This window comes from Streptomyces sp. NPDC052682, from assembly GCF_040678435.1.
Lineage (GTDB): Bacteria > Actinomycetota > Actinomycetes > Streptomycetales > Streptomycetaceae > Streptomyces.
In genome coordinates this window covers 175,143-202,099 of record NZ_JBFATS010000014.1, presented here as the reverse complement: position 1 = coordinate 202,099, position 26,957 = coordinate 175,143, and the positions used below count along the sequence as shown (strand labels likewise).

The 26,957-nt window shown below is 74.3% G+C and carries 28 protein-coding genes; 11 read left to right on the top strand and 17 right to left on the bottom strand.

What is annotated here, in order from left to right; genetic code table 11:
* Window positions 1-94 precede the first annotated feature (94 nt).
* Both hemG and hemQ read left to right on the top strand, forming a co-directional pair.
* A complete protein-coding gene (gene hemG / locus AB0K80_RS23240) occupies window positions 95-1,618 on the top strand; it encodes a protoporphyrinogen oxidase (protein WP_365672559.1) in 1,524 nt (507 codons plus the stop codon).
* A 5-nt stretch (window positions 1,619-1,623) separates the two neighbouring features.
* Entirely contained in the window at window positions 1,624-2,355 is a 732-nt protein-coding gene (gene hemQ, locus AB0K80_RS23235; protein WP_365672557.1) for a hydrogen peroxide-dependent heme synthase, read from the top strand.
* A gap of 204 nt (window positions 2,356-2,559) precedes the next feature.
* Here the strand turns inward: hemQ and AB0K80_RS23230 are convergent, their stop codons facing one another.
* The 4 genes from AB0K80_RS23230 to AB0K80_RS23215 all read right to left on the bottom strand — a co-directional run bounded on the left by AB0K80_RS23230 (window position 2,560) and on the right by AB0K80_RS23215 (window position 6,754).
* On the bottom strand, window positions 2,560-3,366 hold the full coding sequence (locus tag AB0K80_RS23230; RefSeq protein WP_365672603.1) for a TIGR04222 domain-containing membrane protein: 807 nt from the start codon (window positions 3,364-3,366) through the stop codon (window positions 2,560-2,562).
* A gap of 102 nt (window positions 3,367-3,468) precedes the next feature.
* Window positions 3,469-4,257, bottom strand: a complete 789-nt coding sequence (locus tag AB0K80_RS23225) for a DUF4142 domain-containing protein (RefSeq protein WP_365672555.1) — start codon at window positions 4,255-4,257, stop codon at window positions 3,469-3,471.
* Window positions 4,258-4,513: 256 nt separating this feature from the next.
* Window positions 4,514-5,893 carry a DUF692 domain-containing protein gene (locus tag AB0K80_RS23220; protein ID WP_365672553.1) on the bottom strand — a complete coding sequence of 460 codons (1,380 nt, stop codon included), beginning with the start codon at window positions 5,891-5,893 and terminating at the stop codon, window positions 4,514-4,516.
* A 129-nt stretch (window positions 5,894-6,022) separates the two neighbouring features.
* Complete coding sequence (locus AB0K80_RS23215; RefSeq protein ID WP_365672550.1) at window positions 6,023-6,754, bottom strand: aminoacyl-tRNA hydrolase; 732 nt, start codon at window positions 6,752-6,754, stop codon at window positions 6,023-6,025.
* 75 nt (window positions 6,755-6,829) lie between these two features.
* Between AB0K80_RS23215 and AB0K80_RS23210 the strand changes: the two genes are divergently transcribed.
* Together AB0K80_RS23210 and AB0K80_RS23205 are read left to right on the top strand one after the other, a co-directional pair.
* A complete protein-coding gene (locus AB0K80_RS23210; RefSeq protein WP_365672549.1) occupies window positions 6,830-7,693 on the top strand; it encodes an ATP-binding cassette domain-containing protein in 864 nt (287 codons plus the stop codon).
* Window positions 7,690-8,361, top strand: coding sequence for an ABC transporter (locus tag AB0K80_RS23205; RefSeq protein WP_365672547.1), 672 nt, complete (start codon window positions 7,690-7,692; stop codon window positions 8,359-8,361). The genes AB0K80_RS23210 and AB0K80_RS23205 overlap by 4 nt, the downstream gene beginning before the upstream one ends.
* Here AB0K80_RS23205 and AB0K80_RS23200 read toward each other — a convergent pair.
* From AB0K80_RS23200 to zapE, 10 genes are all read right to left on the bottom strand, one after another.
* Window positions 8,353-8,565 (bottom strand): hypothetical protein, encoded by a 213-nt coding sequence (locus AB0K80_RS23200; RefSeq protein ID WP_365672545.1) that lies wholly within the window; start codon window positions 8,563-8,565, stop codon window positions 8,353-8,355. The two genes, AB0K80_RS23205 and AB0K80_RS23200, sit on opposite strands and share 9 nt — an antisense overlap.
* On the bottom strand, window positions 8,562-9,437 hold the full coding sequence (locus AB0K80_RS23195) for a polysaccharide deacetylase family protein (RefSeq protein ID WP_365672544.1): 876 nt from the start codon (window positions 9,435-9,437) through the stop codon (window positions 8,562-8,564). Before AB0K80_RS23195 ends, AB0K80_RS23200 begins: the two co-directional genes overlap by 4 nt.
* A gap of 79 nt (window positions 9,438-9,516) precedes the next feature.
* Window positions 9,517-11,034, bottom strand: coding sequence for an FAD-dependent oxidoreductase (locus AB0K80_RS23190; RefSeq protein WP_365672542.1), 1,518 nt, complete (start codon window positions 11,032-11,034; stop codon window positions 9,517-9,519).
* Between the two features lie 100 nt (window positions 11,035-11,134).
* On the bottom strand, window positions 11,135-12,517 hold the full coding sequence (locus AB0K80_RS23185; protein WP_365672540.1) for a PhoX family protein: 1,383 nt from the start codon (window positions 12,515-12,517) through the stop codon (window positions 11,135-11,137).
* 132 nt (window positions 12,518-12,649) lie between these two features.
* Entirely contained in the window at window positions 12,650-14,344 is a 1,695-nt protein-coding gene (locus AB0K80_RS23180; protein ID WP_365672538.1) for a rhamnogalacturonan lyase B N-terminal domain-containing protein, read from the bottom strand.
* Window positions 14,345-14,452: 108 nt separating this feature from the next.
* Window positions 14,453-15,448 (bottom strand): slipin family protein, encoded by a 996-nt coding sequence (locus AB0K80_RS23175; protein WP_365672536.1) that lies wholly within the window; start codon window positions 15,446-15,448, stop codon window positions 14,453-14,455.
* Window positions 15,449-15,599: 151 nt separating this feature from the next.
* Window positions 15,600-17,093 carry a SulP family inorganic anion transporter gene (locus AB0K80_RS23170; RefSeq protein ID WP_365672534.1) on the bottom strand — a complete coding sequence of 498 codons (1,494 nt, stop codon included), beginning with the start codon at window positions 17,091-17,093 and terminating at the stop codon, window positions 15,600-15,602.
* 14 nt (window positions 17,094-17,107) lie between these two features.
* Window positions 17,108-17,689 (bottom strand): carbonic anhydrase, encoded by a 582-nt coding sequence (locus AB0K80_RS23165; RefSeq protein WP_365672532.1) that lies wholly within the window; start codon window positions 17,687-17,689, stop codon window positions 17,108-17,110.
* Window positions 17,690-17,768: 79 nt separating this feature from the next.
* Window positions 17,769-18,164, bottom strand: a complete 396-nt coding sequence (locus AB0K80_RS23160; RefSeq protein WP_365672528.1) for a hypothetical protein — start codon at window positions 18,162-18,164, stop codon at window positions 17,769-17,771.
* Window positions 18,165-18,360: 196 nt separating this feature from the next.
* Window positions 18,361-19,458 carry a cell division protein ZapE gene (zapE, locus tag AB0K80_RS23155; protein ID WP_365672526.1) on the bottom strand — a complete coding sequence of 366 codons (1,098 nt, stop codon included), beginning with the start codon at window positions 19,456-19,458 and terminating at the stop codon, window positions 18,361-18,363.
* 37 nt (window positions 19,459-19,495) lie between these two features.
* On the opposite strand from zapE, the gene AB0K80_RS23150 reads away from it, so the two are divergent.
* From AB0K80_RS23150 to msrB, 4 genes are all read left to right on the top strand, one after another.
* Window positions 19,496-20,278, top strand: coding sequence for a pyrimidine reductase family protein (locus AB0K80_RS23150; RefSeq protein ID WP_365672524.1), 783 nt, complete (start codon window positions 19,496-19,498; stop codon window positions 20,276-20,278).
* A 264-nt stretch (window positions 20,279-20,542) separates the two neighbouring features.
* On the top strand, window positions 20,543-20,998 hold the full coding sequence (locus AB0K80_RS23145) for an indole-3-glycerol phosphate synthase (RefSeq protein WP_365672601.1): 456 nt from the start codon (window positions 20,543-20,545) through the stop codon (window positions 20,996-20,998).
* Between the two features lie 114 nt (window positions 20,999-21,112).
* Window positions 21,113-22,501, top strand: coding sequence for a UDP-N-acetylmuramate--L-alanine ligase (gene murC, locus AB0K80_RS23140; protein ID WP_365672522.1), 1,389 nt, complete (start codon window positions 21,113-21,115; stop codon window positions 22,499-22,501).
* Window positions 22,502-22,515: 14 nt separating this feature from the next.
* The gene (msrB, locus tag AB0K80_RS23135; protein ID WP_365672519.1) at window positions 22,516-22,923 is read left to right on the top strand and encodes a peptide-methionine (R)-S-oxide reductase MsrB; all 408 of its coding nucleotides are present in this window, start codon (window positions 22,516-22,518) and stop codon (window positions 22,921-22,923) included.
* Here msrB and AB0K80_RS23130 read toward each other — a convergent pair.
* Both AB0K80_RS23130 and AB0K80_RS23125 read right to left on the bottom strand, forming a co-directional pair.
* Window positions 22,875-23,075 carry a hypothetical protein gene (locus AB0K80_RS23130; RefSeq protein ID WP_365672517.1) on the bottom strand — a complete coding sequence of 67 codons (201 nt, stop codon included), beginning with the start codon at window positions 23,073-23,075 and terminating at the stop codon, window positions 22,875-22,877. The two genes, msrB and AB0K80_RS23130, sit on opposite strands and share 49 nt — an antisense overlap.
* 15 nt (window positions 23,076-23,090) lie before the next feature.
* The gene (locus AB0K80_RS23125; RefSeq protein WP_365672515.1) at window positions 23,091-23,579 is read right to left on the bottom strand and encodes a hypothetical protein; all 489 of its coding nucleotides are present in this window, start codon (window positions 23,577-23,579) and stop codon (window positions 23,091-23,093) included.
* A gap of 355 nt (window positions 23,580-23,934) precedes the next feature.
* Between AB0K80_RS23125 and AB0K80_RS23120 the strand changes: the two genes are divergently transcribed.
* Window positions 23,935-24,693, top strand: a complete 759-nt coding sequence (locus tag AB0K80_RS23120; protein WP_365672514.1) for a hemerythrin domain-containing protein — start codon at window positions 23,935-23,937, stop codon at window positions 24,691-24,693.
* A 40-nt stretch (window positions 24,694-24,733) separates the two neighbouring features.
* On the opposite strand, the gene AB0K80_RS23115 is transcribed toward AB0K80_RS23120, so the two are convergent.
* Complete coding sequence (locus tag AB0K80_RS23115) at window positions 24,734-25,264, bottom strand: hypothetical protein (RefSeq protein ID WP_365672512.1); 531 nt, start codon at window positions 25,262-25,264, stop codon at window positions 24,734-24,736.
* A 216-nt stretch (window positions 25,265-25,480) separates the two neighbouring features.
* Here AB0K80_RS23115 and AB0K80_RS23110 point away from each other — a divergent pair, with 216 nt between their 5' ends.
* Together AB0K80_RS23110 and AB0K80_RS23105 are read left to right on the top strand one after the other, a co-directional pair.
* Window positions 25,481-26,551 carry a BadF/BadG/BcrA/BcrD ATPase family protein gene (locus tag AB0K80_RS23110; RefSeq protein WP_365672511.1) on the top strand — a complete coding sequence of 357 codons (1,071 nt, stop codon included), beginning with the start codon at window positions 25,481-25,483 and terminating at the stop codon, window positions 26,549-26,551.
* Between the two features lie 116 nt (window positions 26,552-26,667).
* Complete coding sequence (locus tag AB0K80_RS23105; protein ID WP_365672509.1) at window positions 26,668-26,898, top strand: hypothetical protein; 231 nt, start codon at window positions 26,668-26,670, stop codon at window positions 26,896-26,898.
* Window positions 26,899-26,957: the final 59 nt, after the last annotated feature.

Genomic DNA, 26,957 nt, shown 5'->3' with positions numbered 1-26,957 from the left:
TGGCGCGGAACGGTCCCGAAGAGGTCACGGTCGGGACTCGGCGAGGCCATATGGCCCTGGCGTGACGGTCAGGGGCGTCTGAGAAGGTGGAGCCATGAGCGGATCACGTACGGGCGCCGGGCACGGCGCCGGGCAGGTCGTCGTCATCGGCGCGGGCATCGCGGGACTGGCCGCCGCCGACCGGCTGCTGCGGCGCGGGCTGCGGGTGACCGTGCTGGAGGCCTCCGGCCGGGTCGGCGGCAAGCTGCTGCCCGGCGAGGTCGCGGGCGTCCGCGTCGACCTCGGCGCCGAGTCGATGCTGGCCCGCCGCCCCGAGGCCGTGGACCTGGCCCGCGCGGTGGGCCTCGCCGACCGCCTCCGGCCCCCGGCCACCGCGACGGCGTCGATCTGGACGCGCGGTGCGCTGCGCCCGATGCCCAAGGGGCACGTGATGGGCGTGCCCGGCACCGCCTCCGCGCTGGCCGGTGTGCTGTCCGACGAGGGCGTGGCCCGCATCGAGCGCGACGCCGACCTGCCGCGCACGGAGGTCGGCGAGGACGTGGCCGTCGGGGAGTACGTGGCGGCGCGCCTCGGCCGGGAGGTCGTCGACCGCCTGGTGGAGCCGCTGCTGGGCGGCGTGTACGCGGGCGACGCGTACCGCCTCTCGCTGCGCTCGGCGGTCCCGCAGCTCTTCCAGGTGGCCCGGACCCACACGTCCCTGACAAAGGGCGTCCGCGAGATCCAGGCCAGGGCGGCGGCCGCCCGGCAGACCGGGCCGGTGTTCATGGGCATCGAGGGCGGGGTGGGCTCCCTGCCCCTGGCGGTGGCCGAGTCGGTACGGGCCCGGGGCGGGGAGATCCTCACCGGCACGCCGGTGACGGAGCTGCGCAGGGTGCGGGGTGCCGGACCGCTCGGTGCGGCAGCATCCGGCGGCACCGGGGCCGTGGCCGGCGGGCACCCGGCCTGGCGGGTCGTCGCCGGGGACCGGGTGCTGTACGCCGACGCCGTGATCGTCGCCGTCCCCGCCCCGGCCGCCGCCGGCCTGCTGCGCGCCGAGGCCCCCGCAGCCGCCGCCGAGCTGGCCGCCGTGGAGTACGCCTCCATGGCCCTGGTCACCCTCGCCTACCGCCGTACCGAGGCCGCACTGCCCGCCGGGAGCGGCTTCCTGGTGCCGCCGATCGACGGGCGGACCATCAAGGCGTCCACGTTCGCCTCCCAGAAGTGGGGCTGGATCGCCGAGCAGAACCGGGACCTGGTCCTCCTGCGCACCTCGGTCGGGCGGTACGGCGAGACGGAGATCCTCCGGCGCGACGACGCCGAGCTCGTGGAGGTCTCCCGGCAGGACCTGAAGGCGGCCACCGGCCTGGACGCCACCCCTGTCGCCGCCCGCGTCACCCGCTGGGACGCCGGCCTGCCCCAGTACCCGGTCGGCCACCACGCGCGCGTGGCCCGCCTCCGCGAGCACGTCGCCGAACTGCCGGGGCTGGCCCTGTGCGGCGCGGCGTACGACGGCGTCGGCATCCCGGCGTGCGTCGCGAGCGCCCACGCCGCCGTCGACCAGATCCACGGCGACCTGGCCGCCGTGCGGGAGCTCACCGCCCACCCGGTGCAGAGCCTGCACGGCGGAGCGGGAGAATGAGGACCATGAGTGACGACGCCCCCACCACCGCCCCGGACCGGATCCCGAACAAGGGCAAGCTGGCCAAGGACCTCAACGAGGTCATCCGCTACACCCTCTGGTCCGTCTTCCGGCTGAAGGACGTGCTGCCCGAGGACCGCGCGGGGTACGCCGAGGAGGTCCAGGAGCTGTTCGACCAGCTCGCCGCCAAGGACGTGACCGTCCGCGGCACCTACGACGTCTCCGGCCTGCGCGCCGACGCCGACCTCATGATCTGGTGGCACGCCGAGACCAGCGACCAGCTTCAGGAGGCGTACAACCTCTTCCGCCGCACCCGGCTGGGCCGCGCCCTGACCCCGGTGTGGTCGAACATGGCGCTGCACCGCCCCGCCGAGTTCAACCGCTCGCACATCCCGGCGTTCCTCGCCGACGAGACGCCCCGCACCTACGTGAGCGTCTACCCCTTCGTGCGCTCCTACGACTGGTACCTGCTGCCCGACGACGAGCGCCGCCGGCTGCTCGCCGAGCACGGCCAGATGGCCCGCGGCTTCCCCGACGTGCGCGCCAACACCGTCGCCTCGTTCTCCCTGGGCGACTACGAGTGGATCCTCGCTTTCGAGGCCGACGAGCTGTACCGCATCGTCGACCTCATGCGTCACCTGCGCGGCTCCGAGGCCCGTCGGCACGTCCGTGAGGAGATCCCGTTCTTCACGGGCCGCCGCAAGGACGTCGCCGAGCTGGTCGCCGGGCTCGCCTGATCAGCGGCCGGTTCCGGCGGGCACGGTGCTCGCCGGGCCGGCTGAACTTCGGCAGGGGCGCCGGCTCCGGGCGCGGCGCGCAGGCCGCGCGCCGGGCCGTGAATGCCCGCGTTCCGCCCGGTGACCAGCGGTGCCCCCGGCCACATGGCGGTGGAGTTCCTCTCCGCCGGTGTCGGCGCCAGCGGCCGTCAGCGCCCCGTCAGCTCAGTCGTACGCCTGGCCGAACGTGTCGCGGTCCGTGTCCCGGTGCGCGAAGGCCGCCCGCAGGTCCGGTTCGCCGACCGCCTGGACGCCCCGTACGGCGACGGAGGTGAGATACGTCCGGTCGTCGCCGGCGGCGGCGTCGGCGTGCCGGGCCAGCGCGCCGAGCAGCCGCTGCCCGGCCGGGGAGGCCCAGCGCGCGTACGGGTGGACCTCCATCCGCGCGATGGCCAGACAGCTCAGCGTCAGGGCGAGCGGCAGCGCGAACCACAGGGCGACCAGGTGACGCGGCATGTCCGGCGGGGCGGGCATCAGCAGCGCGACCGTGCCCAGCCCGACCACCGCCACCGCCGCGTGCCGCACCTGGCGCACCCCGTCCGCCACCGTCGTACGCGCCCCGTCGGGCACGGCGAGCCCCGCCCGGACCAGCCGGTCGGCGATCGCGCGTACCGCGTCCGCCGCCGCGGCGGCGGTGCGCACCGGCGCGATACGGGACTGCCCCTGCGGTCCGATCGCCCCGATCACCGACCGCTCCATCTCGTCCCGGCCGCGCGGATCGACGACCGTCGCCCAGCCGGTGCGGGCCAGCAGCAGCCTGCGCTGGCGCGCCATGGCCACGAGCGTGACGTCGGCGACCCGGCGGGGGCCGCCGGACAGGAAGGCGGCCTCGTACACCGTCAGTTCATGCTCCCGGCCCGGGGTCGCGTCACGGGACTCCGCGGCTGCCGCCCGTACGGCGGCCAGGCACAGCCGCGTACACGCCGTGCCGGCGACGGCCCAGGCCGGCAGCAGGAGAAGGACCCAGAACATGTGCTTGTTGTAGAGGACACGGGCACGGCAGCACCATGCCCCGTTCACCATCCGGACGCAGTGTTGTGGGTGTGTGACGTTCCGCTCGGCGTCCGGGACGGGTCAGGAGCCGTCGTGCTCCCGGGGCGGCGGGCTGGTGGCGGGCGGCGGGAGCGGGTAGCTCGGTGACGGGGACGGGGTCACCGGCACGGCCGGGGCGGGGTCGGCGACCGGGCCCGGCGGGGCGGGCGGCAGGGTGGGCGGGGGCGTGCTCGCGGCGGCCATCTCCCGGGCGACCGCCTCGTAGTCGACGTACCCGGTGGCCTCCAGGACCTTGATGTGGTCGAGCACGGTGGTGTTCGCGTCGTCGGCGAGGGCGCGCACCAGAGAGTTGCGGGTGCTCGCACGGACCTGCGCGACGACCGAGAACACCCGCCCGTGCGCCAGCCGCGCGATGTTGGCGAACTGCCGGTCGTACTCCACGCCCTGCGCCGCGTTCAGGGTGTCAAGCCACTGCCGCTGCTGGTCGCTGGGCTCGTTGGGCAGCTGGAGGCCGAGTTGGGCGGCGACCTGGCGCACCCGCCGGTCCAGGAACGTGTGCCCCTCCACGAGGTGCCGCCCCGCCGTCCGCACGGCCGGGGTGGTGCCCTTCAGCTGCGCCTGCTGCCCGGCCGGCAGCTCCCACAGCCCGGCCAGCCGGACCTTGGTGACGAAGTCCCGGTCCAGCGCGGACAGCGCGCCCCACCGCGTCGACACGCTCTGGGCGTTGAGCACGTCCACGCCGGTGCCGGACCGGTCGGTGTACGACCAGACGGGATAGACCAGCGCGGCGAGCGTGGCGGCCAGGCACGTGATGATGAGCCCGGTGCCACTGAAGACGCCTCGGCCTCGGACGGGGGGTCGCGGTCGCATGGTGCCTCCTGTCGCGGCACCGCACGCCAGTGCGCTTCGGGTGCGGGATTGGCATATTACTGCGGAGTTCACGCCAACTGCCGCACCGCTGTGGAGGCTTGGAATCGGGACAAGTGAGATGAATCGCCGGTGCTTGTCGGGTGACATGCGGTGATATAGGCACCTGAACCAGGCGCCGCAGGGTCTATGCGCGGTTGGGGTGTTAAGTCCGGCACAGTGGGGACGGGCAGCACCCTGCGTCCCCCGCCCCCCCCGCTCAGCCGCGCCGCAGCAGCACCCTCCGGGTCGCCCGGGCCAGCCGCACCGCCGGACGGCTCGAGCGCGGCACCGGCCCCGAGCGCTCCAGCCACCACTCCCGCACCTGTCGCCGCACCCGGGCCTCGTCCGGCCGGCCCGTCAGCAGCAGCCACTCGGCGAAGTCCAGGGCGTCACGCCGGTACCCGCCCCGCATCGGCTGCCCCTGCGCGTACGTGAGGAAGGCGTCCCGGTAGCCGGCCCCCAGCAGCACCGGCAGCTCCGGAGCGACCTTCGCCACGACGTCCGCCCGCTTCGCGGCGAGGGCCCGGGCCTGCACGCCCACCCGCGCCCGGTCGAAGCCCTCCGGCACCGGCGTCCCGGCGACCAGCGCGGACAGCAGGGACGCCTGGGCGAGCCCGAGCCGCTGCCGGGCCGCCTCGACCGCCGGGTCGTGCGGCGCACCGGCCGCACCGTCGGTCCCGGCCGCACCTGTCGTGTCCGGGACCGCGGGCGCCGGCGGGACGGTCATCGCACCGGACGCCACCGGCCCCCCGGTGGCCGCCGCCCGCCGCCCCGCGCCCTTCTCCAACGCCGCCCGGATCGCCACCAGTTCCCCCTCCAGCTCGGCCGGTTCGGGGAAGTTCTCGTCCCGCTCCAGGAGCACGCCCGGGGGCGAGATGCGGGACGCCAGGTCGGTCAGCACGTCGAGGACCGGCTCGGGCACGGGGTGGGCGTGGCTGTCGTGCCAGACGCCGTCGCGTGCGAAACCGCCCGCGACATGGACGTACGCGATGGCCTCCAGGGGCAGTTCGGCCAGCGCCTTGGCGGGGTCCTCGCCCCGGTTGACGTGGTTGGTGTGCAGGTTCGCCACGTCGATGAGCAGCCGCACCCCCGTACGGTCGGCCAGCTCGTACAGGAACTGACCCTCTGTCATCTCCTCGCCCGGCCACGACAGCAGCGCGGCGATGTTCTCCACGGCCAGCGGCACGGGCAGCGCCCGCTGCGCGATCCGCACGTTCGCGCACAGCACGTCCAGGGCGTCGCGGGTGCGGGGCACGGGCAGCAGGTGTCCCGCCTCCAGCCGCGGGGAGGCGGTCATCGGCCCGCCCGCCCGGACGAACGCGATGTGCTCGGTGACCAGCGGGGCGCCCAGGGCCTCCGCCCGCTCGGCCAGCGCGGCCAGCCGGCCCTCGTCGGGCCGCTCGGCACCGCCGAGTCCCAGCGACACACCGTGCGGGACGACGGTCACGCCGCGCTCCCGCAGCCGCAGCAGCGAGGCGGGAAGATGCCCGGGACAGACGTTCTCGGCCACCACCTCGACCCAGTCGATCCCCGGCATGCGCTCCACGGCCTCCGCGATCTCCGGCCGCCATCCGATGCCCGTCCCCAGTCGCTCCATCGTCCCCCTCCTCCACCTCGTCGCTCGCCTCGGTGTGCCGGAGTCATCGCCCCGGGGCGCGTGGCCGAACCCTCGGGGAGGGACCTTCAGAGCAACATTTGAGGTTCCGGCGGGTGTCCGCGAGGACGGCTAGCGAGCCTCCCGCAAGGCGGGATGGTCCGCCACCACCGTGCACGACCCGGGCGCGATCTCCGTGAACCCCGCGTCCCGCACCACCGGCAGCCCGCTCCCGGTCAGTCCGGCCCACCGGCCGGGGCCGGCCGTGCGCACCGCGAGCGGGAAGCCCGCGTCGCGCCAGGCGGCGCGCTCCGCGTCGTCCAGCTCCCACCAGGCCAGCTGGGCGGCGTGACCGGCCTGGGCCATCGCCTTGCCGGCCGACATGCCGAGGTCCGGGTTGAGCCACAGCACGGGCGCGGCCGGGTCCGCCTCCACCGGCGGCTCCGGGTCGTCCAGTTCGGTGCCGGAGACCTGGAGCCGGGCGAGTTCCCTGGGCCAGCCGTCCAGCGGCACGGGCGGGAAGACGCGCACCTGCGCGGCCTTGCCGGTGACCGTGATGCCGGGCAGCGCCTCGGCCCGCCGCCACTCGGCGCCCCGGGCCCGCCGCACCACCTTGCGGATCCGGGCGTCCTGCCAGTCCCGCACCGCCTGGGCCCACTCCCCGTCGCCCGCCGACCGCGCGTCGCTCAGCATCACCAGCACGGCCCGTGCCGCCGTCTCCAGGGCGTCCGTACGGGCGGGCGGCGCGGCCTTCTCGATCCGTACGACCAGCGGCAGCACGAACTGCGGCACCGCGTCACGCGCGCTCGGCTCGGACCGGAAGGGGCTGTCGCCGACAGGAGGCACGGAAGTCGCGGAAGTCACGGGAGTCACGGGCGCCGGGTCCTGGGTCACGGGTCCCAGTGTGCCAGCCGCGGGAGGCCGGGCAGGATGGTGCCCATGGGTGCTGACCTCCTGCGGCTGGAGCGCGTGGGCCGCCGCTACGGCCTGCGCGGCCGCTGGGTGTTACGCGGTGTCGACCTGGCCGTCGCCCCCGGCACGCTCGTCCGCGTCGCGGGCGCCAACGGCTGCGGCAAATCCACCCTGCTGCGCCTGCTCGCCCGCCTCGACACCCCCACCGAGGGCCGCGTCACCGGCCGCCCCCGCACCGCGTACGTCCCCGAGCGGTTCCCGCCCGCGCTGCCCTTCACGGCCCTCGGCTACCTCACCCACCTCGGCACCGTGCACGGCCTGTCCCGTACGGCCGCCGCCCGCGCCGCCGAGGAGTGGCTGGCGCGGCTCGGGGCCGCCGGGTACGCCCGTACGCCGATGGACCGGCTGTCCAAGGGCACGAGCCAGAAGGTCGCCGTCGCGCAGGCGCTGCTCGGCGCTCCGGAGCTGCTGGTGCTCGAGGCGTGGACCGGCCTGGACGCGGTGGCCCGGGCGGAACTGGAGCGGGGCGTCGCCGAGCGGACGGCGGCGGGCGGTGCCGTCGTCTACGTCGACCACGACCCGCGCCGCCTGGCGGGCCTGCCCGACGCGACGTACACCGTGCGCGACGGGACCCTCGACGCGGGCCGACCGCAGGCGACGCCACCCGTCGGCCCGCAGGTCGTCGTCGAGACCCAGGGCCCCCCGGACGGACACCTGCCCCCGGACGCCCGGCTCCTCGTCACCGACGCCGAGGAGACCGCCCCGGGCACCCACCGCCTCACCGTCCCCGCCGCCCGCTCCGACGTGCTGCTGCGCACCCTGCTGACGGCCCGCCCGCCCTGGCACGTGCGGAGCGTACGGCCCGGCCCGGCCACCGGGAGCCGCCGATGACCGCCCTGCTCCGCTACCAGGCCGCCCTGCTGCTGCGTGCGCAGCGCTGGCTGCCGCCGGTCCTGCTGTACGCGGTCTTCCTCGCCGTCGGGGTCCAGGGCGGGCAGCCGGTGCTCGACTCGCTCGGGTGGGCGGCCGCCGCGCTGCTGCCCGTCGCCGCCTGGCTGGTGCGGATCTGCGTCACGGGCGAGCCGCCCGCCGCACGGGGCTGTGTGGCCGCCGCCGCCGGACCCGGGCGGGCGCACCTGGCCTGCCTGCTCGTGGCGCTGGGCGGCGCGGCCCTCCTCGGCGCGGCCGCGACGCTGGCCGTCACCCTGATCAGCGACCCGGTCGGCACCGACCACCGCACCCGGGTGCCGCTCGCCGCCGCCGGGGCCGCCGGGCTGCTCACCGCGCTGGTGTGCGCCCTGCTCGGCACGGCCGTCGGCGCGCTCACCACCTGGCCGCTGCTGCGCTCGCCCGGCCGGGCCGTGCCCGCGCTGCTGCTCGCGGCGCTGCCGGCCCTGGTGGGCACCGGCTCCCCGGCCCGGGCGGCGGTCACCGGGCTGGTCACCGGCTCCCGGTCCGGCACCGTCCCCGTACCGCTGCTGCCGCTGGGCGCGGCGGTGCTGGTCACGGCCGCCGCCCTGGCCGTGGCCTGCGCGCTCACCTCGCGCCGGTCACCCTGAGCAGGCCGTGCGCTGCGCCTCCAGCCACTCGCAGGCGGGGCACAGGGTGATCCCCTTGTACGACTCCGGGTACTCCGTCGGCTCCCGGCACAGCACGCACTCCGCGTACGGCGGGCCGTCCGCCTTCGGCGGCCGGGTCGCGTCGATCAGGCAGTAGCCGCCGTCCTCGTCGGCCGTCCTCGTCGTGCTCGTCGTGTCACTCATGACCCCAGCGTAGGCCGGTCAGCGCCGCCCGCCGCCGCGACCAGTTCCGACACCTTCACGAACCGGTAGCCCTGCCGCCGCAGCTCGGGCACGATCGTCCGCACGGCCCGCTCCGTCACCGGGGCGGCGCTGCGCGTGCAGTGCAGCACGACCACCGAACCCGGCCGGACCTCCGCCAGCACCTGCCGGGCGACGGCGTCCGCGTCCGTGGCGAAGGCGTCCCCGCTCACCACGTCCCACTGCACCGCCGTGACACCGGCCGGGGTGAGCGCCTTCCGTGCCCGCCGGTCGTAACAGCCGCCCGGGAAACGGAAGTACGGCATCGGATGCGGCACGCCGACCTTCCGGAACGCGGCGTACGCCCGCTCCACGTCCGCCCGCATCCGTTCCTCGGGCAGGGTGGGCAGGCCGTAGCAGTCGCCTGTGAACGCGTAGTGGCTGTAGGAGTGGTTGGCCACCTCGAAGAGGGGATCGCGGCCCAGTGAGCGGGCCTGCTCCGGGTACTGCTCGGCCCACCGGCCCGTCATGAACACGGTGGCCGGGACCTCCAGCCTGCGCAGCGCCGCCAGCAGCCCGGGGTTGTCGAACCGCTCGCCCCGCGCCGCCCGCGGCCCCTGGTCGGCCGTCATGTCGGCGTCGAAGGTGAGGGCCACGACCCGGCCCCCGCCGCGCGGGCCGTGGGCGAAGACCGGGGTGAGACCGGACGGGCCGGGGGCCAGGGTGGGCGGTGTGGAGCGGGGGGCGACCGGGGGGACGGCGCCGGGGGCGGAGGGAGCCGGGCGGGCGGGCTGCGGCGCCCGGGCGGTGCCGCAGGCGGCGAGCGCGGCACCGAGGAGGCAGACGGCTGTCACACGTCGTACGGAAAGGATCACCGTATGACGATAGGAGGAAGCCGGAGTGCTGGTCCCCGCCCTCGGGGGTGACGCGAGGGGGCGTCACCCGGCCGGCGTCTCAGATGTCCCGGCGCTCCAGGGGGTGGGTCGCCGGGCCCTGGACGACGTTGCCGTCGGTGTCGAAGCGGGAGCCGTGGCAGGGGCACTCCCAGGCCTTCTCGGCCGCGTTGAAGGAGACCAGACAGCCCAGGTGGGTGCAGCGCGCGGACACCGCGTGCAGGGCGCCGGCGTCGTCCCGGTACACCGCGAGCCGCCGGCCGCCGACCCGGACCACGGCGCCCTCCCCGGGCGGCAGGGCCTCCACCGGCGGGGAGGGCCGCAGCCGGTCGCCGACGAAGTGGCCGGCGACCTTCGCCTGCGTCTTCAGGAACGACGGCGCCTCACGCACCTGCGGCCGCAGCCGGCGCGGGTCGTACAGCTCGCTCCACGGGCACGGCCGGCCGGTGATCTGCGCGGCCAGCAGCAGGCCCGCCATCATGCCGCCGCTCATGCCCCAGCCGCCGAAGCCGGTGGCGACGTAGGTGTGCCGCGCGCCCGGGTGCAGCGGGCCGACCATCGGCACCGTGTCGGTGGGGTCGTTGTCCTGCGTGGCCCAGCGGTGGGTGACGCGCAGATCGGGGAAGTGGCCGGTGGCCCAGGCGGTGAGGCGGTCGAAGCGGGCCCGGGTGTCACCCGTGCCGGGGGTGAAGTGCTCGCCGGTGACGATGAGCAGCCGCCGGCCGGCGTCGTAGGGCGCGGTGCGCACCGAGCGGGTGCCCTCGTCGGGGGTGATGTACATGCCCTGCGGGTCCTGCTCGGCGGGGAGGGGGCCGGCGACGACCAGTTCGCGGCGCGGGGAGAGCCGGGTGAACAGCAGGGCCCGGTCGAAGACCGGGTAGTGCGTGGCGACCACGACGTCCCGGGCCGTCACCGTCGCCCCGGCCGCCGTCGAGACGCGGCACGGCTCGCCCTCGTCCAGACCGAGGACGGTGGTGTCCTCGAAGACCCGCCCGCCGCGTGCGACCAGGTCGGCGGTGAGGGCGAGCAGGTACCTGCGCGGGTGGAACTGCGCCTGCCCGGTGACCTCGACCGCGCCGGCCACCGGGAACGGCAGCCCGGTCTCGGTCACGAACGAGGCCGGCAGCCCCGCCTCCCGGGCCGCCCGTGCCTCGGCGCGCAGCTCCTCCACCCGGTCCGCGTCACGGACGTACGTGTACGCGCTGCGCGGCTCCCAGTCGCAGTCGATGCCGAGCTCCTCGACGACCGCCGCCGCGTGCTCGATCGCCTCGGACTGCGACCGGGCGTACAGCCGCGCGCCCTCCTCGCCCCGGGTGCGGCACAGCTTGTCGTAGATCAGCGTGTGCAGTGCGGTGACCTTGGCGGTGGTGTGCCCGGTGACCCCGGCCGCGACCCGCCCGGCCTCCAGCACGGCCACGCTCCGCCCGGCCCGCACCAGCTCCCACGCCGTGCACAGCCCGGCGATACCGCCGCCGATCACCGCGACGTCGACGTCCAGGTCCTCGGTCAGGGCGGGGTGCCGGCCGTCGGGTGCGGTCTGGAGCCAGTACGAGCCTTCGACCTGCTGGTTCTCGCTCATGCGGAGCCGGGTACCCCGGCGGGCCGACTTCAGTGGGCGGGCCGCCGAGGACGGCGCAGTACCGGGGCGCCGGACCCTGGGACCCGGCGCCCCGGCCGGGCTAGCGGCGCCAGGGGCCCGTCACCGCGAACGTCGTCCCCGGGGTGTAGCAGTTGACGTACATCGTCTCCCCGTCGGGCGAGAAGGTGACGCCGGCGAACTCCCCCCACTCGGGGGCGTCGGCGGTCCCGATGTTCTGGCGGTTGCGGGCCATCGCGTACACCTCACCGCGCCTGGTCACCCCGAAGACGTGCTGGGCGCCCTCGCCGTCCTCGCAGACCATCAGGCCGCCGCTCGGGGCCAGGCAGATGTTGTCCGGCGACTCGCCCGGCAGCTGTACGTCCGTGTCCGGGCCGAAGACGATCACCAGGGTCAGCCGCCGCCGGTCGGGGTCGTACCGCCAGATCTGCCCGTAGTGGTCGGCCGCCGAGCCGTCCGCGCTGCGGGCGAAGGACGACACGAAGTACACGCTGCGCCCGCCCCAGTAGCAGCCCTCCAGCTTCTGCGCGTGCGTGATGCCGCGCGGGCCGAAGTCCTGCAGCCGCACGGGGGTCGCGGCGGCCAGCGGGTCGGGGACGTCCACCCACTCGATGCCCTCGAAGCAGGCGCCCGTCTCCTGGATGGAGGACAGGTCCGCCACGCCCGGCACGCGCATCGCCTGGAGCCGGCCGCCCGCGCGCAGCGAACCGAGGCCGCCGAGCGGCTTGTCCGGCAGGAAGCGGTAGAACAGGCCGAAGGGCTTGAGGAAGGCGTCCTCGGTCTCGTAGACCACACCCCGCCTCGGGTCGACGGCGATCGCCTCGTGCTGGAAGCGGCCCATCGCGGTCAGCGGTACGGCACCGGAGCGGTGCGGGTCGGCCGGGTCGACCTCGAAGATGAACCCGTGGTCCTTGGCGTACCCGGCGGTGCCCGCCTTGTCCTCGGTCTCCTCGCAGGTCAGCCAGGTGCCCCAGGGGGTCGGGCCGCCCGCGCAGTTGACGGCCGTACCGGCGAGGGCGACCCGTTCCGACAGGACCTGGTCGCGGGCGCCGAGGGTCAGGGCCGTACAGCCGCCCTTGGCCGCCGGGTCGTAGGTGAGGCCCTCGACGGCCGGGACCGGGACCCTGCCGTTGGCGCGGTTCTCGTGGTTGCGGACCAGGTGGACCCGGCCGCCTCGGCCGGCGAAGGCGGCCATGCCGTCGTGGTTCGAGGGGACCGGGCCCTCGCCGGAGCGGAGCGGGTCGCCCTCCCGGGACAGGACCCGATAGCGAAAACCTTTCGGCAGGTCGAGGAGGCCGTTCGGGTCGGGGACGAGCGGGCCGTAGCCGGTGTGTCCCAGGTTCTGTGCGGCGGCTGTGCCGGTGAAGAGTTCGGAGAGGGATCCGGTGAAGGCGATACCGATCCCCACGGCGCCGGTACGGGCCAGGATCTGACGCCGTGTCGCGGAGCGACCGTGTGCGGACATGGGGCAACCTTCCTGCTGGCGGACAGGGACGGTGACCCCGCCGTGTCTATCACCCGCCGCCCGCGCCGGGAACCACGCGCGTCGCACGTGTCACCGGGTGGGCGGACGCTCGGCGTACCGGACCCGCCCGGCTCAGGGCACCAGCTCGATGGCGTCGTACGACACTCCCGGGCTGAGGTAGCCCGTGCCGCCGGAGCCGCTGACGATGTCGATCGTCAGTTCCTGGTAGGCGTCGGCGGACTTGATCCAGGCGCCGGCCGGGATGGCGTAGCTGTAGGTGTGGTTGGTGCCTCGGTAGGAGCCCACGGTCAGCGAGCGGGTGGTCGGTTCCTTGGCGGGCGCGGGGACGGCCGAGACCCAGTCGTTGACCCTGATCCGGGGCCTGCCGTTGGCGAACGCGGTGGTGATGCCGATGTTCAGGGTGTGCCCGGAGGCCAGCTGCTGCGGTGTCAGCCGGAAGCGGATCTTCAGTCCGTTGTTGACGTCCGCCCACTGGTAGCAGGGGAAGTCCGCCGCGGACGAGGTGCCCACCGTGTGGACGCCGGCGGTCCACGGCCTCGCCCGGGCGTCGGAGGGGTGCATCGTGGTCATCAGGGAGGCGTTCTTGAAGCCGCCGGGTGTGCCGGTCCAGTCGCCGATGCGCCAGATCGCGGGGGTCCGGCTCGGGTCGGCGGTGATCTTCAGCGTGTGCAGGGCCGTCGTCCGGCCGGCGGTGACGGTGACCGTCGTGGTGTGCACCGCCAGCTCCTCCTTGTAGACGGTGAGCGTGTAGGTGCCCGGCAGCATGTACGGGGACTGGAAACGGCCGGTGGCCGGGTCGGCCTCGGCCCAGTACTGGGCAGCGGCGTTCGCGAAGCCCACGGTGTAGGCGTGGTCACCGCTGCGGCCGCTGATGCCGACGCCCGCGACCCGTCCGCGACCGGCGCGGCCGACCCAGCCGGCCAGCCCCAGGCCGTCGGCCCAGGAGGTTTCGATGCGGTCGTGGCGCAGCGCGGGCGAGGGGGCGGCGCCGTCGGTGAAGGCGAGGATGTAGGGGCCCTGCAGCCCGAAGCGCATCGGCTCGGTCTGGTTCTCGCCGTAGTAGAGGATCTCGTACAGGCCGGCGCCGTCCTCGTAGTGATGGCGCATCAGGGAGCGGTAGAAAGGACCGCCGGAGGCCTTCTCGTGGTTGCTGCGGACCATCCACATGCCGGTGGTGCCGTCGCTCCAGCCCACGTACGCGTAGTCGATGACGCGCTGGTTGGAGTAGTGCTTGGAGCGGGTGGTGCCGTTGGGTTTGCGGCGGATGTCCTGGGCCTCGATGAGGGAGTCGGTGCGGGCGTCCCAGGAGTCCGGGTCGTTGTTGGGGAACAGGCCGGGCCTGACACGGACGATGTAACGGGTGGCGGTGATGGAGTCGTCCGCCTTGTTGGTCCACAGGTAGACGTTGTTCTCGCCGCGCCGGGCGGCGTAGTAGTGGTGCATCGTGCCGTGCACGACGGTGACCAGGATGGTGTCGCCGGTGCGGCGGATGCTCACCGACGAGGCGCCCAGGCCGGTCTCCACGTGGGAGTTGCGGTTGCCGTAGCCCTGGTACTCGGTGCCTTTGTAGACCAGCGAGGTCAGGTCGCCGTTGCGGTGGTCGACCTTGAAGACCAGGTCGGCGCCGGTGGTGATGACGTAGGCCCGCCCGTCGTCGCGGTAGCCGAACGCGCTGGGCGCGGCGTCGGCGGTGTCGAGCAGAGGGCCGGCGAGGGCGGCGCCGCCGCCGAGGACGACTCCGCCGGCGGCGGTTCTGATCAGGACATCGCGGCGGGTCAGACGACGCCGGCGACCGGATGCGGCCATGGTGGTTCCGTTCGTGAGCGAGAAAGGTCGGACTGCGTGTCGGCCAGGGCCGCGGTGAAGGAGACGCCGCCGGGCGTCAACGGGTTGGTAAGAGCGCGGTAAGCGTTTTCAGCCTCGCCGGGCGACCTCGGGGGCAGTCCGCGCGGGCTCCGCGGGCTCCGGCTCGGCAGGCGTGTCCAGCGCGCGCTCCGGCGGTGCGGGCTCCGGCTCGGCAGGCGTGACCACGGCGCTCTCCGGCGCCGCGGAGGCCGGCGCTGCCGGTGCCGGTTCCGTGGTGGCCGGCTGCGTGGGGTGCGCCTCGACGGGCGGGGGCGCCGGGGTGGGCGCCGCCGGGGAGGGCGTCGGCTCCGCGCCCTTCTCCAGGAAGCGCAGCAGCTCCACCGGGATGGGGAGCACCAGCGTGGAGTTCTTCTCCGCCGCCACCGCCATCACCGTCTGCAGCAGGCGCAGCTGGAGCGCGGAGGGTGTGTCCGCCATCTGGCGGGCGGCCTCCGCCAGCTTCTTGGAGGCCTGGTACTCGGCGTCCGCGTTGATCAGGCGGGCCCGCCGCTCACGGTCGGCCTCGGCCTGGCGGGCCATGGAGCGCTTCATCGTGTCCGGGAGGGACACGTCCTTGATCTCCACGCGGTCGATCGTCACGCCCCACTCCACGGCCGGGCTGTCGATCATCAGCTCCAGGCCCTGGTTGAGCTTCTCCCGGTTGGACAGCAGATCGTCCAGCTCGCTCTTGCCGATGATCGAGCGCAGCGAGGTCTGCGCCATCTGCGAGACGGCGAACCGGTAGTCCTCGACGTTGACGATCGCCGCCGCCGGGTCCACGACCTTGAAGTACACCACCGCGTCGACCCGCACCGTCACGTTGTCCCGCGTGATGCCCTCCTGCGCCGGCACCGGCATCGTCACGATCTGCAGGTTGACCTTGCGCAGCCGGTCGATCCCGGGGACGACGAGGTTGAACCCGGGCCGGCGCACGCCGCCGTGCAGACGGCCGAGGCGGAAGACCACCCCGCGCTCGTACTGCTTGACGACCCGCGCCGCCGCGGCCACGTACACCAGGCCCGCGGAACCCGTCGCCGCGGCCGCCGCCAGCAGCTCCTGGAGCATGACGACCTCCCCGTCCCGAGGTCAGAGGTCAGTTTCGTGTGCTCTTGTAACGATATGCCTGCGCTGTGGCCGGGGCCATGCCCGGGACAGGCATACGGCCCGGGCGCGAGGGACGCACCCGGGCCGCACGGCACGGACGGCAGGCGGGCGGCTAGGCCGCGGCGACCTTCTCGCCCCGTCCGGCCGGCGCCGGTTCCGTGACCTTCACCGGCTGCGTACCGACCGCGCTGTGCCGTTCGGCCCAGTTCTCCAGGGCCGTGCGGCAGGCGTGGTCGAGGTGGTGCAGGCCGGACAGGTCCAGCTCGACCGGGCGGTCCTGCGGCAGCGCCTCCAGGCTGTCGAGGATCTTCGGCAGCCGCAGGAAGGTCGCGTTGCCCGAGACGTACGCCTGGATCGGGCCGGCGCCCTTGTCGATGACCTCCAGCTTGACGTGCGAGGCCTCCCAGGCGGTCTTGACGACCGACAGGGCCAGACCGATCAGGACGCCCTCGAACATGTTGACCGCGACGATCGACACGGCCGTGACGACGAGTATCAGCGCCTCACCCTTGTGGCTGCGCCACAGCGACGCGATCTGACGGAACGGGATGAGCTTCCAGCCCGCGTGGACCAGGATGCCGGCGAGGGCCGGAATCGGTATCAGCGCCAGGGCCCAGGGCATCGCCGCGGCGAACAGCAGCAGCCACACGCCGTGCAGCACCCGGGAGGCCTTGGTCTTCGCGCCCGCGCTGACGTTGGCGGAGCTGCGCACGATCACCGCGGTCATCGGCAGCGCGCCGAGCAGACCGCACACGGTGTTGCCCGCGCCCTGGGCGATCATCTCCTTGTTGTACTCGGTGCGCGGACCGTCGTGCAGCCGGTCCACGGCCGCCGCGCTGAACAGGCTCTCCGCCGAGGCGATGAGCGCGAAGGCGATGATGGTGCCCCAGATGGCGGGGCTCGCCAGTGCGCCGAGCGCCTCGGAGCCGGGCGGCTGGATGACGCCGAGCAGGCCCTCCACCTGGACGGTGGCGACGGGCAGGCCGAGGGTGAGGCAGGCCGCCGTCGCCAGCACCACCGCCGCCAGGGCGCCGGGCACGGACCGCACGGCCTTGGGCATCTTCTTCCACAGCACGATGACGGCGATGGTGCCCGCGCCGATCGCGAGGGAGGCCAGCGCCTCGGTGCTGGCGACGGCGTCGGCGAACGCCCCCGGCAGACCGGCGATCTTGCCGATGCCGGTGTCCGGGGCCTTCAGGCCCGCCGCCGCGTAGATCTGGCCGGCGATGATCACCAGGCCGATGCCGCAGAGCATGCCCTCCACGACGGAGACGGATATCGCCCGGAACCAGCGGCCTATCCCGAAGAAGCCCATGGCGAGCTGGAGCAGCCCGGCGATCAGCACGATCACACCGAGGGCGGCCACCCCGAACTGGCTGACGGCCTCGAAGACCAGCACGGTCAGGCCGGCGGCCGGCCCCGAGACCTGCAGGCTGCTGCCGGGCATGAGCCCGGTGACGATGCCGCCCACGATGCCGGTGACCAGGCCGAGTTCGGCCGGGACGCCGGAGGCGACCGCGACGCCGACGCACAGCGGCACGGCGACCAGGAAGACGACTATGGAGGCGAGGAAGTCCTGCCTCAGGTAAGGGAACTTCGACAGCATGGTCACCCGTCCCCTCAGAGCGTCTCGAACGTGTCGGACTGCGCGCGGTGTTCCCGCACGATGCCGGTGTGGACCTCGTAGTACCAGCCGTGCAGCTGCAGTTCGCCCGCTACGAGGCGCTGTTCGATGCACGGGTAGGAGCGCAGCCGCAGCAGCTGGGTGAGGACGTGGTGCTGCACCGCCTCGGCGACCGTCGGATCGGCCGGGTCGGAGCACTTGGGTTCCTCCGCGGCGTGGGCGAGCCAGTCGCGCACGGCGGGGACGGCGGCCAGGTCGTCGTGGCGCACGACCGCGCCGACCGCACCGCAGTGGGAGTGGCCGCAGACCACGATGTGCTTGACGCCGAGCACCTGTACGGCGTACTCGATCGTGGCCGCCTCGCCCGTGGGGGCGGGGGAGACGTACGGCGGGACGATGTTGCCCGCGGTGCGCAGCTCGAAGAGCTCGCCGGGGCGGGCGCCGGTGATCAGCGCCGGAACGACGCGTGAGTCGGCGCAGGTGATGAACAGGACCTCGGGGGACTGTCCCTTGGCGAGGTGGGCGAACTCCTCAGGGCGCTGTCCGAACGTGCGGGCGTTGTCGATGAGGGGCTGCATGGTGTGGTGACTCCTCCTGGCGCGCCGTGGGGGGCGCGTCGGGCCTGCGTGACAGAGGTGGGGGGGACTGCTCTGTTGCTCAGCAGCGGAAGACCTGGAGCGCGGCCGGTGTGTGGGTCGCCGGCCATCTGGACGTGCTGGGGTGTGCCGCGCCGGGCGGGACCGGTTCCGGTACGGCCGGGCCCGGGTTGTGCGATGGGCGTCCGGACGCCGCGGTGGTCTGCCCGGCGGTGTGCAGCCGGTCGCGGGTGCGCAGGGGACCGGTCGGGTCCCCGTGGTGGTGTGCGGTCCGGCAGGTGACGTGCTCCGCGCGCGGTGCCTTTCCGGAGGGCTTGGTCCCGGGTAAGGCCTTGGCCTCTACATGACGGACCGTGTGCGCGGATGCGAACGACGCCGTCGGTGCGAAGAACTGGAGCGCGAGCAGGACGCCGGCGAGGAGCGGCACCATGGTCCGGGCTGTCGTACCGCGAAACATGCGCCTCCCTTCAGCCGGTTGCCGTCTCTAGATCACACCAACACTTGGTCAACTGCTGGTCAAGAAACACATTAACCCTGCAAAGTCGTTTGCAGGGTTAACTTAATGTTTCGAGCTGAAGAGAGCCTGAAAAGCGCAGGGTGGGTGGCCTGAAGCGGCCCTTGAGCCACGCCAGTTGATGGGCTATCGGAACGGGCTACTCGGCGTCGACGAGCCGGGCCGCGTCACGGGCGAGGGCGGTGAGGCGGGAGATCGCCCGGAAGTACTTCTTGCGGTAGCCGCCCCGCAGCATCTCCTCGCTGAACAGCCGGTCGAAGGGCAGGCCCGAGGCGAGGACGGGCACCTCGCGGTCGTAGAGCCGGTCGGCGAGGACGACGAGCCGCAGGGCCGTGGACTGGTCGGGCACCGGCCGCACGCCGGTCAGGCAGACCGCCTTGACGCCGTCCGTCAGGGCGCCGTACCGGCTGGGGTGCACCTTCGCGAGGTGCTCCAGCAGCTGCGGGAAGGCGTCGAGACTGGCGCCCCCGGTGGCGTGCGCCGCCTTCGTCACCTGCTCGTCGGAGTACGGCGGCGGCGCCTCGGGCAGACCGCGGTGGCGGTAGTCCTCGCCGTCGATGCGCAGGGTGCGGAAGTGCGCGGACAGGCCCTGGATCTCGCGCAGGAAGTCGGCCGCCGCGAACCGGCCCTCGCCCAGCTTGCCCGGCAGCGTGTTGGAGGTGGCGGCGAGCGCGACGCCCGCGTCCACGAGCTTGCCGAGCAGGGTGGAGACCAGGACGGTGTCGCCGGGGTCGTCGAGTTCGAACTCGTCGATGCACAGCAGGCGGTGCCCGGACAGCGTCTGGACGGTCTGCTGGAAACCGAGGGCACCGACCAGGTTCGTCAGCTCGACGAAGGTGCCGAACGCCTTGCGGTCCGGCTCGGCCGGGGTGGCGTGCCACAGGGAGGCCAGCAGGTGGGTCTTGCCGACGCCGTAGCCGCCGTCGAGGTAGACGCCACGCGGCCCGGCGGGGGTCTTCTTCGCCGCCTTGCCGAAGCCGAACAGCTTCCGCCTCCCGGAGCCGCCGGTGTCCCCGAGCCCGGCCGCGAAACCCTCCAGCACACGGACGGCCTCGCTCTGGCTGGGCTGGTTGGGGTCCGGTATGTACGTGCTGAAGCGCACCGAGTCGAACCGTGGCGGGGGCACCATTTCGGCCACCAGCCGATCGGCGGGCACGTGCGGCTCGCGGGCGCACAGGGACAGCGGGGCCGCGTCGGTCACGGGGCCGGTTCCGGAGGCGGCTGTGGAAGAGGACACGGTTCCCCATGCTACGGGGCGTGGAACACTGCCTGGCATGCGACGCCTGTTCCCTGTGACCGACGAAACAGCAGCTCCCGCCCCCGCGGCAGGGGAGTGGAGCCTGGCCGAGCTGGCCGCCGCGTACGCCTATCCACAGGCCGCGGCCGAGGGCCGCCGGCCCTGGCTGCGGGCCAACATGGTGGCCACGCTGGACGGGGCCGCCCAGCACGAGGGGCGCTCGCAGCCCATCTCCAGCGCGGCCGACATGCGGATCTTCGGCACCCTGCGGGCGCTGGCGGACGTGGTGGTCGTCGGCGCGGAGACGGTACGGCAGGAGGGATACCGGCCGGCACGCGCGCGTGCCGAGTTCGCGGCGGCCCGCGAGGCGGCCGGGCAGGGCCCGGCACCGGCGATCGCGGTGGTCACCGCCGGCCTGGACCTCGACTTCTCGCTGCCGCTGTTCACCTCGCCCCTGGTGCCCACGCTGATCCTCACGGGCGCCGCCGCCGAGCCGGACCGGGTGGCGGCCGCCGAGCGGGCCGGTGCCTGGGTGGTGGTCGCCGGGGACGGTGCCGGCGTCGACCCGGCACGCGCCGTGCGGGCCCTCGCCGAGCTCGGCCACACCCGGCTGCTCACCGAGGGCGGCCCACGGCTGCTGGGCCAGCTGGTCGCCGCCGGCGTGCTGGACGAGCTGTGCCTGACCGTCTCCCCGATGCTCACGGCCGGAGACGCCCAGCGCATCGCGGGCGGTCCGGCGGTGCGGGTGCCGCAGCGGTTCGCGCTGGCGTCGATGCTGGAGGAGGACGGTTTCCTGTTCACCCGGTACCACAGGGCCTGACTCCGGACGGGCGCTCCGGCGGGGCGTTGCGGGCGGGTGTTAGCGGGTGTTCCGGGCGGACGCGCGGGCGGTGACGGCCGCCGTTCCGGCCGTCTTGGCAGGTCCCGATCCGATTGTCGTCCGGCGGGCGCGTGGATTCCGGCAGTACCCGGGCGATCACGGGGCAGGATGGTTTCCGCACGCGGGCCTGGCACGGCCCACGCAGGAATGGGGCCCACGGGTCCCTCACCGGAGAAGGGGCGCCTGGTGTTCACAAGCGTTTTGATGATCGAGAAGGCCCTGACGTCCGCCGACGTGGAGTTCGTCACCACCTTGCACGGGGACGAGCCGGTCTTCTTCCACGTCCTGCTCCAGCCGCGCGGCGAGCAGGCGGACCGGCTGCTGCGGGCCATCGACGACGTGGCCCTCGGGGAGCTCGACGAGGCCGTCCGCGAGGGCGAGACCCCCGAGGGCGAGGAGGCGCTCAGCGTCGGGCAGCGGGCCCTGGAGGTGTCCCTGGCGGCCCTGCACGCGGCCGGCAGCGAGGCGGAGGGGCGCCTCGTCGAGGACCATCCGCTGGACGCGCTGAAGTCACTGGTCGGCGAGGTGGACGCCGACGAGGTGATCGTCCTGACCGACCCGCACTACGTCGAGGAGTTCTTCCACCGGGACTGGGCCTCCCGCGCCCGCCACAAGGTCGGGGTGCCGGTGCTGAAGCTGTTCTCCCACAGCAAGGCGTGACGGCGACGGGGCGGCACCGCCGCACGCCCCGGGGGTGGCACCGCCCGGGGCGGCACTGAAATAGGCTGGGCCGCCGAACGTCCGCCGCACTCGCACGCACAGGGAGACACACGCATGGCACCCGGCCTTCCCACCGCCATGGACCGACCGCACTTCATCGGCATCGGCGGCGCCGGGATGTCGGGCATCGCCAAGATCCTCGCGCAGCGCGGCGCGAAGGTGGCGGGCAGCGACGCCAAGGAGTCGGCGACCGCCGAGGCGCTGCGCGCGCTGGGCGCGACCGTGCACATCGGGCACGCGGCGGAGCACCTCGCCGACGACGCCAGCTGCGTGGTGGTGTCCTCGGCGATCCGGAAGGACAACCCGGAGCTGGCCCGCGCCACCGCACTCGGCATCCCCGTGATCCACCGCTCCGACGCGCTGGCCGCGCTGATGGACGGCCTGCGCCCGATCGCGGTGGCGGGCACGCACGGCAAGACGACCACCACCTCCATGCTGGCGGTGTCGCTGACGGCACTCGGCCTGAACCCGTCGTACGCGATCGGCGGCGACCTGGACGCGCCCGGCTCCAATGCCCACCACGGCGAGGGCGAGATCTTCGTGGCCGAGGCGGACGAGTCGGACCGCAGCTTCCACACCTACGCCCCCGAGGTCGCCATCGTCCTCAACGTCGAACTCGACCACCACGCCAACTACGCGTCGATGGACGAGATCTACGAGTCCTTCCAGACCTTCGCCGGGAAGATCGTGCCCGGCGGAACGCTGGTGATCTCCGCCGACCACGAGGGCGCCCGGGAGCTGACCCGGCGGCTGGCCGGTTCGGTGCGGACGGTCACCTACGGCGAGGCGCAGGACGCCGACGTGCGGGTGCTGTCGGTCGTGCCGCAGGGGCTGAAGAGCGAGGTGACCGTCCAGCTGGACGGCGCCCCGCTCACCTTCACCGTCTCCGTGCCCGGCCGCCACTACGCGCACAACGCCGTCGCCGCCCTGGCGGCCGGTGCCGCCCTCGGCGTCCCGGCCGCGGAACTGGCCCCGGCCCTGGCCGCCTACACCGGAGTCAAGCGGCGCCTGCAGCTCAAGGGCGAGGCGGCCGGGGTGCAGGTCATCGACTCCTACGCGCACCACCCGACCGAGATGACGGCCGACCTGGAGGCGATGCGCTCGGCCGCCGGGGACTCCCGCATCCTGGTCGTCTTCCAGCCGCACCTGTTCTCCCGCACCCAGGAGCTCGGCACCGAGATGGGCCAGGCCCTCGCCCTGGCGGACGCCTCGGTCGTGCTGGACATCTACCCGGCCCGCGAGGACCCGATCCCCGGCGTGACCAGCGAGCTGATCATCGACGCGGCCCGGGCGGCGGGCGCCGAGGTGACCCCGGTGCACGACAAGGCCGAGGTGCCCGAGGTGGTCGCGGGAATGGCTCGGGCCGGGGATCTCGTTCTCACCATGGGCGCGGGCGACGTCACCGACCTCGGCCCGCGCATTCTGGACCGCCTGTCGAACTGAGGGACGTGAGGTTCATGCCGTACGACGTCGAGAAGCCGGACGAGCAGTGGCGCGCGGAGCTGAGCCCGGCCGAGTACGCCGTGCTGCGCCAGGCCGCGACCGAGCCGGCCTTCACGGGTGAGTACACCGACACCAAGACCAAGGGCGTCTACTCCTGCCGGGCCTGCGGCGCCGAACTGTTCACCTCGGACACCAAGTTCGAGTCGCACTGCGGCTGGCCGTCCTTCTTCGACCCCAAGGACACCGACGCCGTGGAACTCCTCCAGGACCGCTCCCACGGCATGGTGCGCACCGAGGTCCGCTGCGCTCGGTGCGGGTCGCACCTGGGGCACGTCTTCGAGGGCGAGGGCTATCCCACGCCCACGGACCAGCGCTACTGCATCAACAGCATCGCGCTGCGGCTGACGCCCGCGGAGGACTGAGGCGACCTCACCCGGAAGCCGATGACCGTCGCCGTGGCGAGGGGCAGGGGTGCGCCGTAGACCACCTGCGTCCAGGTCAGCCCCAGGCCGAGCGCGGCGCCCACCGAGTGGAGCACGCACGCCTGGAGCAGCGGGGCGGCGGCGCACCGCACGGACGCAGGCCGCCGTCAGGGCCGCCGCGGTGGGAGAGAGCACGGCACCCGCGGCGGCCAGGAGCAGCGTCCGCCCGGTGGCAGCACCACCTTGGCGAGCGGTTTGGCCAGCGCGTACAGCGCCGGCGACGCCGTGGCCCGGGGCAGCGGCACGCCCCGGCCCCGCAGGAAGCGCAGGGTCACCGCGTGGGTGCCGAGGCTCGCGGGCAGCACGTGGTCGGCGGCATCGGCGGCATCGGTGGCGGGGACGGCCCCCTGCCGGGCGCAGGCGGCGGCCACCCAGCCCAGGCAGGTGAAGAACAGGCCCGCGAGCAGCCACCAGGGGTCGGCCAAGGCCAGCCGGGCGGTGCCGTCGCGCAGGGCGCGCCGGTCGGCCACGGCCCACCCCCCGATCAGCAGCGGCGGCAGCAGGGCGAGCGCGCGGCGGGCCAGGCGCGCGGCGGCGGGGGAGCGCGGGGAGGCGGGGAGCGGGCTGGGCCGCGAGGCGAGCGGGAGCAGGGACACGGCGTACGTCGTCCTTCCGCGTCACGCCCCCCGGTGACGGAAGGGACGGAGACCGGCGAGGCAGGGGACGTGAAGGAAGGTGCCCGCCGAGTGTGACGCCAGGGTGTCCGGCAGCCCAAGCGGCGGCGCCGTCCACGGGACGGACGGCGCCTCAGCGGTGTCCCCTCGGCGCTGTGCCCCTGACTCCGTCGGTGAGTTCGCCTGCCTCACCGGCTGGTTCGGCTCCGTGGCGGCGATTTCACCCCTCTTTTCCGACGATTTCCGGCCATGTCGACGCATCAGCCGGTCCGCTCCGGAAACCCGGGGGGCGAAGGACGGGCGAGCCGCCCCTGCGAGAAAGACGAGGGCTCTGACCATGGCTGACGATCTCATCACCCTGGTCACCACCGACCACCGTGAACTCAAGCGCCTGTTCGACATGATGCAGGAGGACAGGAGCTCCCGGCCGCTGGCGCTGCCCCTGGCCGTGGCCATGCTGGACGCGCACAGCGAGGCCGAGGAGGACCGGGTCTATCCGGCCGTGGCCAAGGAGGCCGGCGAGAAGGCCGAGGCCGAGCACGCCGCCGAGGAGCACCACCAGGCCGAGGACCTCGGCAGGCATCTGCTGGAGATGGACTGGGAGAGCCAGGAGTTCGACCAGGCTCTCCAGGAGTGGATCAGCGCCGTGCTGCACCACGTCGAGGAGGAGGAGAACGAGATCCTGCCCGCCCTGCGCGAGGCGGTCGACGAGGACCGTCTGCGGGAACTGGGCCTCCAGTTCGCGGCCCGGCGGTCCCGCGCCCTGGCCGGGCAGCCGCTCGCCGCCGTCGACGGCGGCACGGACACCGGCCCTCGGACCGCCCGGCGCCCGCAGGGCGGCGAAGGCGGGGCCAGGACGGCGGGTTCCACGGCGAGGAGCGGCGGCGCGCCGAAGGGCGGTACGGCCAAGGGCAGTACGGCCAAGGCCGGCGGCACTGGCACCCGCACGGAGAGCCAGGCCGGCGGAACCCGGGCGGAGCTGTACGACAAGGCCCGCGAACTCGGCATCGAGGGCAGGTCCTCGATGACCAAGGAGGAACTGGCCCGCGAGGTGAGCAAGGCGCAGGGCGGCGGCAAGGGCCGCAGGAAGCGCTGAACCTTCCGAGGCCCCTGTACGTTCCTGTGACGGCGCGGCGTCACGCTCCGAGGAACGCCTCGCCGATCTGGCGGCGGCGCAACTCCTCCAGCGTGTTCTGCTGCCGCCGGGCCCGTTCCAGCAGCTCGTCCAGCATCCGCGCGTCGAGGCGTTCGTCGTCGTCGGCGAGCCGGCGGAGCGTCTGCCACAGGGCCGTCTTGCCCTCGACCCCGAGGCGCAGCGCCTCCAGTTCGAGCATCGGGCTCAGCGGCGACCGGCGTACCAGGCGGCCGTTGCTCTTCAGCCGCCCCGCCAGCTCGGCGACCCGTCCCGCGTAGACCTTGTACTGCCGCAGCGGGACGCCGAGCCGCCGCATGATGCGGGCCAGGCTCGCGCGGTCCTCGGCGATCTCGGCGGCGATCGGGTCCATCGCCGCGCCGAGGTCCGAGCCGCGGTAGGACCGCGCCATGTGCCGGGCCCGCTCGGCACCGGCGGTGGCGCCCGCCAGGTGGTCGTTGAGGTAGATGCCCAGGAGAGCGGTGCCCCGGTCCTCTCCCGTGTGCCGTGTGTCGGAGAGCGGTCGCAGGTTCATCTGTGCGGCGGTCCCTTCTCCCAGAGGTGCCCCAGTGGTCACTCAACCACCGGGCCGTCCTTCTCGCCGCTCGACGAGTGCCCCCTGGGGAACGCGCAAACGGGCCCACGGCCGCAGGCGGCGGCGCTCCCACCCCGTGGGAGTGGGTGGGATCCTCCTGGTGACGGGCCTGCCCTGGACACGGGCTCGGCCGCCCAGCCGCCGGAGGGTGAGGCAATGCACCAAGAGCTCGTGGTCGGCGTCGACGCCGGCGGCACCCGTACCCGTGCCGTCCTCGCCCCCGCCGAGGCGGCCCGGGAGGGGCGTGGTCTCCCGTGGCTCGGCGAAGGCGCCGCCGGGCCGGGCAACGCGCTGACGGTTCCCGTGCCGCAGCTCACCGAGCACCTCGCCGAGGCCGTCGGCCGGGCCGTGCCCGAGCCGGACCGCAGCCGGGTGGTGGCCGTGGCCGGCGGGTTCGCGGGCGGCGGCGTCTCACCCGGCGGACCGGGCCGCGGCAGCGCGCTGTCCGCCCTCACCGCCGCCCTGCGCCGGCTGGGCATCACCGCCGGCTCGGTCACCGTCGGCAGCGACATCGAGGCGGTCTTCGCCTCCGCGCCCGGCGCACCCGCCGACGGTCTCGCCCTGGTGGCGGGCACGGGCGCGATCGCCACGCGCGTCACCGGCCGCCGCTGCACGGCCGTCGTGGACGGCGGCGGCTGGCTCCTCGGCGACGACGGCGGCGGCTTCTGGCTCGGCCGCGCGGCGGTACGGGCCGCCCTGCGGATGGCCGACGGACGGGGGCCCGAGACGGTACTGGGGGTGCGGGTGGGGCGGGCGCTGGGGGTGCCGGAGGAGGTGCTGCCCGGCGGGCCGGAGCAGCCAGGGACCGGCGGGTCCCCCGGCCGCGCGGCCGGGACGGCGCACGCGGAGCCGGCCGCCTCCACGGCCTGGTCGCGCCGTCACCGCGAGGCCTACCGCAGGCACGTCCTGCCCGCCGTCATGGGCGATCCGCCGGTCCGTCTCGCCCGGTTCGCCCCGCTGGTGGCCGAGGCGGCCCGGGCCGGGGACCCCGTCGCCGAGGCCCTGCTGGACGAGGCCGCCGGTCATCTGGCCGACAGCGTACGGGCGTTGCGGCCCCGCCCCGGGGAGCGGATCGTCGCCACAGGCGGGCTGCTCGGTCCCGACGGCCCGCTGACCGCCCTCCTCACCCCCCGCCTCGACGCCCTCGGCCTCACCCTCGACTGGGTCCCGGACGGCTGCCGGGGCGCCGTGGCCCTGGCCCGCCTCGCCCACGCGGCCCGCCCCTGACCGTCCCCGGTACACGCCACCGAGCACAGGACCGCGGCCCGGGCGGCACACCCAGTCTCGTTCGGGTGAGCGGCGCAGCACTGGCGGTGAGGGCGGTGTCAGCGCATGGTGGTGCTATGGACCGACCTCCCCCCGTGGTCGTGTTCCCGCCGGAGCCGGACGGTGGGCGGCGGGTGACCATCCGAGGCGAGACCGTGGGCACCGCCCACGGTCTGTTCGACGTGCTGGAGCTGTTGCACGGGGCCGGCCTGCCCCCGGTCGACACGGCCGTCGACGACCCCGAGCTGATCGAGTGGCGCGGGGGAGGGCCGTACGACTGGAACGGGGGCCCGGACGAGGAGCGCTGACCGGGCCGCTGCAGGAAGCACCGAGCGCTCGGCCCGGGGCCGTCGAGCCGGGCCCTGGC